Below are 9,217 nucleotides of genomic sequence, written 5' to 3' on the forward strand. Positions count from 1 at the left end.
ACGAGATCCCATGACTCTTCTTGGTACAACCAGCACTGTGGCCATTTCGCTTTATGCACTGCTCTCGACTGCCTATAAGAGCATGCAAGGGCTTTATGCTAGGCCGACAAAGGATTCGTCGGGGTTGGAGGTTCTCGTCGGCTCCGACAAACTGCCCAGCGTGGATGTCATCGTCCCCTGCTTCAACGAGGATCCGCGCACGCTTTCAGAGTGCCTGGCTTCCATTGCAGACCAAGAATACGCCGGAAGACTTCGGGTCTATTTGGTTGATGACGGTTCTGGAAATCGCGAAGCCTTAGGAACTGTCCACGAAGACTACGCGCGCGACCCCAGGTTCGACATCATTTTGCTTCCCGAGAATGTTGGAAAGCGCAAGGCGCAGATCGCCGCGATACGACGCTCATCAGGGGATCTGGTGCTTAACGTTGATTCAGACACGGTACTCGCGCCCGACGTCATTTCCAAGCTTGTACCGAAGATGCGAGATTCAGCGGTCGGCGCAGTCATGGGTCAATTGACGGCCAGTAACCGAACCGAGAGCTGGCTGACCAGGCTGATAGACATGGAGTACTGGCTGGCTTGCAACGAGGAGCGCGCGGCACAGGCTCGCTTCGGTGCCGTTATGTGCTGTTGCGGCCCATGTGCCATGTACCGCCGGTCTGCGCTCCTTTTGTTACTGGACCAGTACGAGTCGCAATTTTTTCGGGGCAAGCCAAGCGACTTCGGTGAGGATCGCCATCTCACTATCCTGATGCTGAAAGCAGGCTTTCGAACCGAATACGTTCCGAGCGCCATCGCGGCCACAGTCGTTCCGAACAGACTCGGACCGTATCTGCGCCAACAACTCCGTTGGGCACGAAGCACATTCCGGGACACGCTGCTTGGGCTGCGCTTGCTGCCTAGCCTAAATAGCTATCTCACGTTGGACGTGGTCGGACAGAATCTCGGCGCGCTACTCCTCGCCCTATCGGTATTAACGGGCCTCGCACATTTCGCACTGACAGGCACTGTGCCTTGGTGGACAGGACTGATGATTGTGTCCATGACCATGCTCCGATGCAGCGTGGTAGCATTTCGTGCTCGACAATTTCGATTTCTTGGCTTTTCGCTGCACACGTTCATCAACGTCTTTCTCTTGCTTCCGTTGAAGGCCTACGCGCTGTGTACCTTGAGCAATAGCGATTGGCTGTCGCGAAGCTCTGCTGTCGCTACATCGAACACTGGGGGAAAACAGGCCCCCACCCAAGCTCCGATGACTGGTTCCAGCAGGGCAGAACTCTCGCCCCATTCGGCTCCGCTTCGCAGGCTCAGTCTTGCGCGGGATTCTTCGGAATTAGTCCTGTCGGACAACATTTGCGGCGACGATTGATCGCAAATACCTAATGGACGAGAGGTGCACGAGTTTGACCCAGAACGTGAATCATCAGTTGCTTGATCGGGAATTGGCCGCCGACGATCCGTGGCGCCTCGACGGCAATCCATTCGAGCGGAAGCGCCACACGCAAATGCTCCAGCTGGCGCTTGCCCAAGGCTCCATTACAAATGCCCTCGAAGTCGGGTGCGCTGCCGGCGCATTCACGGAAAAACTAGCCCCCTACTGCCAAGGGCTCACCGTCATCGATGTCGTGGCGCAAGCGATTGCTCGAGCACGTCAACGGATAAAGGAGCCGTCGCGCATCAACTGGATAGTCTGCGATGTTCAACAGTTTTCGACCGACGAGTTGTTTGACGTGATCGTTGTGGCGGAGGTCCTCTACTACCTCGGAGACATAGCCGAGATGCGCGCGGCCGTCAAAAACCTGGTGCGGGTGCTTGCGCCAGGCGGGCATCTGATCTTCGGATCGGCAAGGGATGCTAATTGCCGTCGCTGGGGTCACGCCGCTGGTGCTGAGCCGGTCATCGCCATGCTGAACGAAACGTTGATCGAGGTAGAGCGGCTTGAGTGTCGGGGCGAGTCGGTCAACGAAGACTGCTTGCTCGTCCGTTTCCGGAACCCGATTTCCGCTTCCTGATGAATCTCGAATCTATCGCCGTTAACGTGGAGACACTATGCGCATCTGTGGTACCAAGCTGACCCATGATGGGGCGATCGCCCTTGTCCAGGATGGACGGCTCGTCTTCTGCGATGACCAGGAAAAGCGGCACAACGATCCGCGTTACCAATCCATCGATAATCTCGACGCAATTGTCGCCGCTTTAGCGGAGCAGCGGCTAGATCCTTGTGATGTCGATCAGTTCGTTATCGACGGCGGGGATGGCGAAGACGAGTCACAGTTTCAGATCGGCAGGGAACCAAGCGACCGCCAGTTTTGTCGTCCCTCTCGGTAAAATGAACCCATGTCCATGATAGCGATCGACCTTACTGACGTAAGCAAAACTTATGACAAGCTCGTTGTCGACAGGCTGTCGTTCCGCGTTGCGGCGGGGGAATGCTTCGGGCTCTTGGGACCGAACGGCGCGGGCAAAAGCACGATTGCGCGTATGGTCCTCGGCATGACATCGCCTGATGCGGGGAAGATTACTGTGCTCGGCGCTCCAGTGCCGGCGCGCGCGCGTTTGGCACGTATGCGCATCGGCGTGGTCCCGCAGTTCGACAATCTTGATGCCGCGTTCACTGTACGCGAGAACCTGTTGGTGTTCGGGCGCTACTTCCGGATGAGCAGACGCCAGATCGATGCGGTCATACCATCGCTGCTTGAGTTCGCCCGCCTCGAGAACAAAGCGGATGCGCGCGTCGCCGAACTGTCCGGCGGCATGAAGCGGCGCCTGACGCTCGCGCGTGCGCTCATCAATGACCCGCACTTGCTGGTGATGGACGAGCCGACCACCGGCCTCGATCCGCAGGCCCGCCACCTGATCTGGGATCGGCTGCGATCGCTGCTGGCGCGGGGCAAGACTATTCTTTTGACTACCCATTTCATGGAAGAGGCCGAGCGGCTGTGCGATCGGCTGTGCGTTATGGAGGAGGGGCGCAAGATCGCCGAAGGTCGCCCGTCCGAACTCATTGACGAGCAGATCGGCTGTGACGTGGTGGAGGTCTACGGCGGCAATCCGCATGAACTAGGTGCGCTGATCCGGCCGTACGCACAGCGCATCGAGGTGAGCGGTGAGACGCTTTTTTGCTATGCACCCGATCCGGAGCAGGTGCTGGCGCAGCTACGCGGGCGTACGGGTCTACGCCTTCTGCAGCGTCCCCCCAATCTCGAGGATGTGTTTTTGCGGTTAACCGGGCGCGAGATGGAGGACTGAACAATGGGCGAACGTTATGCGGCGGGCATGCCCGCCAATGCGTGGAATTGGGTCGCGGTTTGGCGCCGCAACTATCTTGGATGGAAGAAAATCGGGCTTGCATCGGTTCTCGGCAACCTCGCCGATCCGATGATCTATCTGTTCGGTCTCGGCTTTGGCATCGGAACAATGATAGGTCCTGTTGAGGGCACTTCGTACATTGCGTTTCTCGCGGCTGGCATGGTTGCCACAAGCGTGATGGCATCGGCGACCGCTGAAACGGTCTACGGGAGTTTCGGCCGCATGGGCGACCAGCGCACCTGGGAAGGAATGCTATGCACTCAGCTGACGCTCGGCGATATCTTACTCGGCGAATTGGCGTGGGCAGCCACGAAGGCCCTCATGGCGGGCACAGCAATCACTATTGTTGCCACCACGCTCGGCTACGCATCGTGGCCATCCATCCTCTGCTTGCTGCCAGTCATCGCTCTCAATGGCCTCGCCTTCGCGAGTCTAGCGATGGTCGTCACGGCGCTTGCGCCCAGTTATGAATATTTCATATTTTATAATACGCTTGTTATTACACCCATGCTGTTCCTTTGCGGCGCGATGTTTCCGGTCAACCAATTGCCCGGCGCTTTTCAGTATGCTGCCTCCTTATTACCGCTCGCACATGCAATCGACCTCATTCGTCCAGCGATGCTTGGCCGTCCGATTGACAAAATGGGCCTGCATATCGGCGCGCTTTGCATATACACAGTTTTGCCCTTCTTCTTTTCGATTGCTCTTTTTCGTCGAAGGCTGATGCGTTGACGCTACTCACCATTCGAATTGAATGTTTGGTCGCAACCCATTCACACGCCGCCTAGATCAAGACATGCGTTTTAAGGGACTCGATCTGAATCTCCTCGTTGTGTTGGACGCTCTGGTCAGGGAACGTAAAGTCACCGCGGCGGCCCGCAGTATTAACCTGAGCCAGCCGGCAATGAGCGCCGCCGTTGCTCGGTTACGCGCCTATTTCAGCGATGAGCTATTTACGATGAGCGGCCGCGAGCTCATTTTGACACCTCGCGCTGAGGGGCTCGCCCCAGCAGTCAGGGAGGCATTGCTGCACATCCAGCTATCGATTATTTCCTGGGACGCCTTCAACCCAGCCCAATCGGATCGTCGCTTCCGGATTATCCTTTCCGATTACATCACGCTCGTATTTTTTAAGAAGATCGTAGAACGTGCTGCGCGGGAAGCTCCCGCCGTCCGCTTTGAATGTCTCCCTATTTCCGACGACCCCGAGGAGCTTCTCCGGCGCGGCGACGTTGATTTTCTAATTATGCCGGAAGTATTCATGTCGAAACATCCTCGCGCAGCCCTGTTCGAAGATATGCTCGTGTGCGTAGGCTGCGGCACGAACAAGCAGCTGTCAGAGCCACTTACATTGGAGCGATACTTATCGATGGGGCAGGTTGTGTTCAAATTCGGGGACACCCGGCAGCTCTCCATGGAGGAATGGTATTTGCTCGAGCACGGTTTCGAGAGACGTATCGAAGTTGTCGTACACGGCTTTAGCCTGATCCCGCCCGTTGTATCAGGCACCAGCCGCATCGGGACCATGCCCTTACGGCTGGCGCAGCATTTCGCAAAAACAACACCCCTGCGGATTGTCAAACTTCCGCCGCCACTTCCTCCCGCATTCACGGAGGCCGTTCAATGGCCTGCGCTCCACAATAGTGATCCGGCAAGCCTGTGGATGCGGGAAATGATGTTGCAGGAGGGATCTCGTATGATTCCTCTGCCTAAGAGCACCGGACGTCTCAGTTGTCCCCAAATTGAGAAAATGCCCCCCCCTCGACTATGAGAGGAGGCATGGATGGCGATGCCCCGCCGCCTGCGACCTCGCAACTGCTCAGCAGAAGGGCGAAGCGAACGAGAGTGAATCCATTTCGTAAATGTGTGCCTATCCAAGCAATCGATTTCTGCAATTGTCCGATGACGAATATGAACGCGCCTGAAGGTGTGGAGGCGGAAGCCTGTTCGGGCCCTTGCGGCCGACCACGATGAAGCCCTTCCAAACCTTCAGCCGGACGGTGTTGTTGACGCGCTCCATTAAATGCCGGGACCAAACATATTCGGCGGGAGCACTGATCCTGAACCAGCGAGCGGATGCAGTCGGTTGCCGGTCGGGGAGCAATATAGGGAGCTGGGTCGCCAGCCTCCGGAGACTTACGTGACAACCATTCCTTAAAGGATTCAGCTTTGAGACCCTTCCCTCTGACTTCCGCGATTTGGGGCATTGTGTTGATCAGCGGCGTGGTCAACGTGCTTGCGCTCATCTCGCCGCTGTTCATGCTTCAGGTCTATGACCGCGTTCTGGCAAGTGGCAGCGTATCCACGCTGGTGGGGCTCGTCGTGCTTGCTGCGGGGCTTTATGCGTTCCAATGCCTGCTCGACATTTTGCGCGCCCGCGTGCTGCTGCGGATTGGCGAGCGTTTCGATGGACAGTTTTCCGGACGCGTTCACGATGCGATCGTTCGCCTTCCGCTTTCAACGCGCATGCCGGGCGACGGCTTGCAGCCGCTTCGCGATCTCGACAATGTTCGCGGCTTCTTAGGTGGAAACGGTCCGACAGCGTTCTTCGATCTGCCATGGATGCTGTTTTATCTTGGCATTTGCTTCCTCCTTCATTTCTGGATCGGCATGACGGCACTTATCGGGGCGGTCGGTCTCACATCTCTGACACTCCTTGCCAACACTCTCTCGCAAGGGCCGATAAGCGATACCGTTGCCCACAACATGGCACGCAATGGTCTGCTGCAAGCAGCGCGTTGCAATGCCGAGGTCGTGCAAGCTCTCGGTCTTGGAAAGCGGATCGCTGCCCGATGGCAAAAGGCCAATGCCAAGTGTCTGGCCGCCAACCGGAAAGCTGGGGACGTAGCAGGTGGGCTGGGTGCCATTTCAAAGTCGCTGCGCGTGCTGCTGCAATCGGCCATTCTTGCCGTCGGTGCGTACCTTGTCGTCAGGGAAGAGGCTACGGCCGGGGTCATGATTGCCAGTTCGATCATGATGGGGCGTGCGCTGGCTCCGGTCGACCTCGCCATTTCAAGCTGGAAACCCTTCCTCATGGCGCGCCAGGGTTGGGCGCGGCTGGAGGACCTCTTGGAAAAGGTTCCTGAAACCGCTCCTGTTATGCTAATGCCTGCACCTGAACGCGAACTGCGCCTCGAAAGCGTGACAATCGTTCCGCCCGGCGAAAGCAAGCCGACCGTGACCGGCCTTGCGTTTGCCATTCAGGCGGGAAGCGCACTCGGGGTCATCGGCCCGTCGGGCTCGGGCAAGTCGACACTCTCGCGCGCCATCGTCGGCGCATGGACGCCGGTCGCCGGGAAGGTTCGCATCGACAGCGCAAGCCTCGATCAATGGGACCGGGAAGCACTAGGCCGTCACATCGGCTATCTGCCACAAGGTGTTGAATTGTTCGATGGCACCATTGCCGAAAACATCGCTCGTTTTGAAGATGATCCTGACCCTGAGGCTATTGTCGCCGCGGCGAAAGCAGCGGGCACGCACGAACTGATCCTCCGATTTGAGCACGGATACGAAACTCCGATTGGTGAGGCCGGATCGGCACTTTCCGCCGGGCAGCGTCAGCTTATCGGTCTTGCCCGGGCCCTTTATCGAGACCCTTTCCTTGTCGTGCTGGATGAACCCAATGCCCATCTCGACGCGGAAGGCGAAGCTGCAGTCGTTAATGCGATCGCCTCCGTGCGCGAGCGCAAGGGCATTGCGGTTGTCGTCGCCCATCGGCCGAGCGCCATCCGCGCCGTCGATTTGGTGTTGGTGATGGAAGGTGGACGGCAGCGATCATTCGGTGCGCGTTCCAAAGTCCTGAAGGCCATCGAGTCTACACAGGATCACGTGGCAGAGCGCGCTGACATGGAGGATCCCGGTGTCCGGCATTCATCAGAACAATGACGTTTCGAGTCCATTCACCGGCACCTGGTGGCGGGCCTTCTGGCGAGCGTGATCTTTGTGGGAGGAGCCGGAGCCTGGGCGACCTTCACGAATCTCTCCGGTGCGGTTGTAGCGTCCGGACACTTTGTCGTCGTTTCCTAGTGAGAAGATACAGCACCCGACTGGCGGGGTGGTCGGAGAAATCCTGGTGAACCCGGCATTTCGTACTACCTGGTGCGCCTGTCGGTTCCGATCTCGGCTCGCGCGAACGCGCTCCCTAACGTTCCATTGCCCGCAATGGGCAGTGCCGGCGCGACTCGGCAACACAGCCCCATGCCCGTTCTTCCGAGGGCGGCCCAACCAGGACGACCGGTTGCCAAGTTTTCCTGGACCGTTCTTTGAGTGTGAATATTCGGGCCGATTGCCTGGGGCGTGTCCCCGCCGCCTGCGAGCCCGCAACTGCTCAGCAGAAGGGCGAAGTGAACGAGAATGCATCCATTTCGTAAATGTATGCCTATCCAAGCAATCGATTTCTCCAATTGTCCGATGACGAATATGAACGACTCAGGCAGGGGCATCATTAGGAGTATTTTCAATGGCAAAGATTATCGAAGGTGGCCCGGGTTCCGAAACACTCCTCGGCACCGAGGGTGTTGACTGGATCGAGGGTTACCAGGGCGGTGACTGGCTTGACGGTCGTGGCGGCAACGACGAGATCTCGGGTGGCGCGGGCAGTGACCGAGCCATCGGCGGCGAGGGTAACGACCGCATCTTCGGCGGAGATGGCTGGGACGATCTCTCCGGCGACAACGGCCGCTTCAACGCGCGCGTCTCCGGTGAGGACAATGACAGGCTCAGCGGCGGACCCGGCCAGGATGTCCTCTACGTGGGTGACGGCCAGGACACGTTGACCGGGGGCAGCGACAGTGACACGTTCGTGTTCCAGTTCCACAATCCGGTGCCTGGGGTTGTCGGGTCGACGTCGGACATTACCACTATCACCGATTTCAACCCGGCGGAGGACAAGTTCGCCTTCGATGCGGTAGGCCTCTACAACGACGGTTTTGGCGCGAACTTCGTCAACAACGCCAGCATACAGTCCGGCTACCCGGTGAGCAGCTTCTACAGCGGTGCGGCGTCGGGTGCGAACGGCGAACACGTCGTGGTGATCACTGGTGAATCTTTCAACTCTGCTAATGAGGCGGCGAGTGCGATCTCCGGCGAGCACGCCGGCGACATCATTGTCTACCAAAGCAGCTACACTGACAGAGTTGCAACTCTGGCCTATGTCACCGCCGACGGCAGCGCGCACGAGTTCGCCCACCTGGGCGGTGTAGTCACCGTGGCCGACCTAGGCCTGACCGCGTCGGACTTCACCTTCGTTTGATCCAGAAAACCCATGCGGAACCGCGCCCGCCCCGCCCCCCCGGGCGGGCGCTTTCCCGTCCGTTTCCGCTACTTGCCATGGGCCGGGGCGCCTGGGAGCAGTCAGCGTGTACAGTGACGAAGCCCTGCGCGTCGCGCTGGTCGTGGACCGAAATCTCCTGAAGGTGTGGAGGCGGAAGCCTGTTCGGGCCCTTGCGGCCGACCAGGATGAATCCCTTCCAAACCTTCAGCCGGACGGTGTTGTTGACCCGCTCCATCAAATGCCGGGACCAAACATATTCGGCGGGAGCACTGATCCTGAACCAGCGAGCGGATGCAGTCGGTTGCCGATCGGGGAGCAATATAGGGAGCTGGGTCGCCAGCTGCGGAGACTTACGTGACAACCATTCCTTAAAGGATCAGCTTTGAGACCCTTCCCTCTGACTTCCGCGATTTGGGGCATTGTGTTGATCAGCGGCGTGGTCAACGTGTTTGCGCTGATCTCGCCGCTGTTCATGCTTCAGGTCTATGACCGCGTTCTGGCAAGTGGCAGCGTATCCACGCTGGTGGGGCTCGTCGTGCTCGCTGCGGGGCTTTATGCGTTCCAATGCCTGCTCGACATTTTGCGCGCCCGCGTGCTGCTGCGGATTGGCGAGCGTTTCGATGGACAGTTTTCCGG

7 protein-coding genes and 3 pseudogenes are annotated in these 9,217 nt (G+C 58.5%); all 10 read left to right on the forward strand.

Annotated elements, in window-relative coordinates:
- Positions 1 to 10: 10 nt before the first annotated feature.
- Positions 11 to 1,369 (forward strand): chitooligosaccharide synthase NodC, encoded by a 1,359-nt coding sequence (gene nodC, locus NKI37_RS27650; protein WP_352790018.1) that lies wholly within the window; start codon positions 11 to 13, stop codon positions 1,367 to 1,369.
- A 13-nt stretch (positions 1,370 to 1,382) separates the two neighbouring features.
- The gene (gene nodS / locus NKI37_RS27655) at positions 1,383 to 2,012 is read left to right on the forward strand and encodes a nodulation methyltransferase NodS (protein WP_023713711.1); all 630 of its coding nucleotides are present in this window, start codon (positions 1,383 to 1,385) and stop codon (positions 2,010 to 2,012) included.
- A 37-nt stretch (positions 2,013 to 2,049) separates the two neighbouring features.
- Positions 2,050 to 2,283, forward strand: a pseudogene (locus NKI37_RS27660) (carbamoyltransferase N-terminal domain-containing protein); the annotation flags it as partial.
- A gap of 54 nt (positions 2,284 to 2,337) precedes the next feature.
- A complete protein-coding gene (nodI, locus tag NKI37_RS27665) occupies positions 2,338 to 3,249 on the forward strand; it encodes a nodulation factor ABC transporter ATP-binding protein NodI (RefSeq protein WP_023685034.1) in 912 nt (303 codons plus the stop codon).
- Between the two features lie 3 nt (positions 3,250 to 3,252).
- The gene (locus NKI37_RS27670) at positions 3,253 to 4,041 is read left to right on the forward strand and encodes an ABC transporter permease (RefSeq protein ID WP_023687364.1); all 789 of its coding nucleotides are present in this window, start codon (positions 3,253 to 3,255) and stop codon (positions 4,039 to 4,041) included.
- A 64-nt stretch (positions 4,042 to 4,105) separates the two neighbouring features.
- Positions 4,106 to 5,080 carry a LysR family transcriptional regulator gene (locus tag NKI37_RS27675; RefSeq protein ID WP_023703124.1) on the forward strand — a complete coding sequence of 325 codons (975 nt, stop codon included), beginning with the start codon at positions 4,106 to 4,108 and terminating at the stop codon, positions 5,078 to 5,080.
- Between the two features lie 398 nt (positions 5,081 to 5,478).
- Positions 5,479 to 7,194, forward strand: a complete 1,716-nt coding sequence (locus tag NKI37_RS27680; RefSeq protein WP_286440852.1) for a type I secretion system permease/ATPase — start codon at positions 5,479 to 5,481, stop codon at positions 7,192 to 7,194.
- A pseudogene (locus NKI37_RS27685) lies at positions 7,169 to 7,399 on the forward strand (HlyD family type I secretion periplasmic adaptor subunit); the annotation flags it as partial. The gene NKI37_RS27680 and the pseudogene NKI37_RS27685, both read left to right, overlap by 26 nt.
- 369 nt (positions 7,400 to 7,768) lie before the next feature.
- Entirely contained in the window at positions 7,769 to 8,560 is a 792-nt protein-coding gene (locus NKI37_RS27690) for a calcium-binding protein (protein WP_023673926.1), read from the forward strand.
- Positions 8,561 to 8,963: 403 nt separating this feature from the next.
- A pseudogene (locus NKI37_RS27695) lies at positions 8,964 to 9,217 on the forward strand (type I secretion system permease/ATPase); the annotation flags it as partial.

The organism is Mesorhizobium sp. M0626 (assembly GCF_040320665.1).
Taxonomy (GTDB): Bacteria; Pseudomonadota; Alphaproteobacteria; order Rhizobiales; family Rhizobiaceae; genus Mesorhizobium.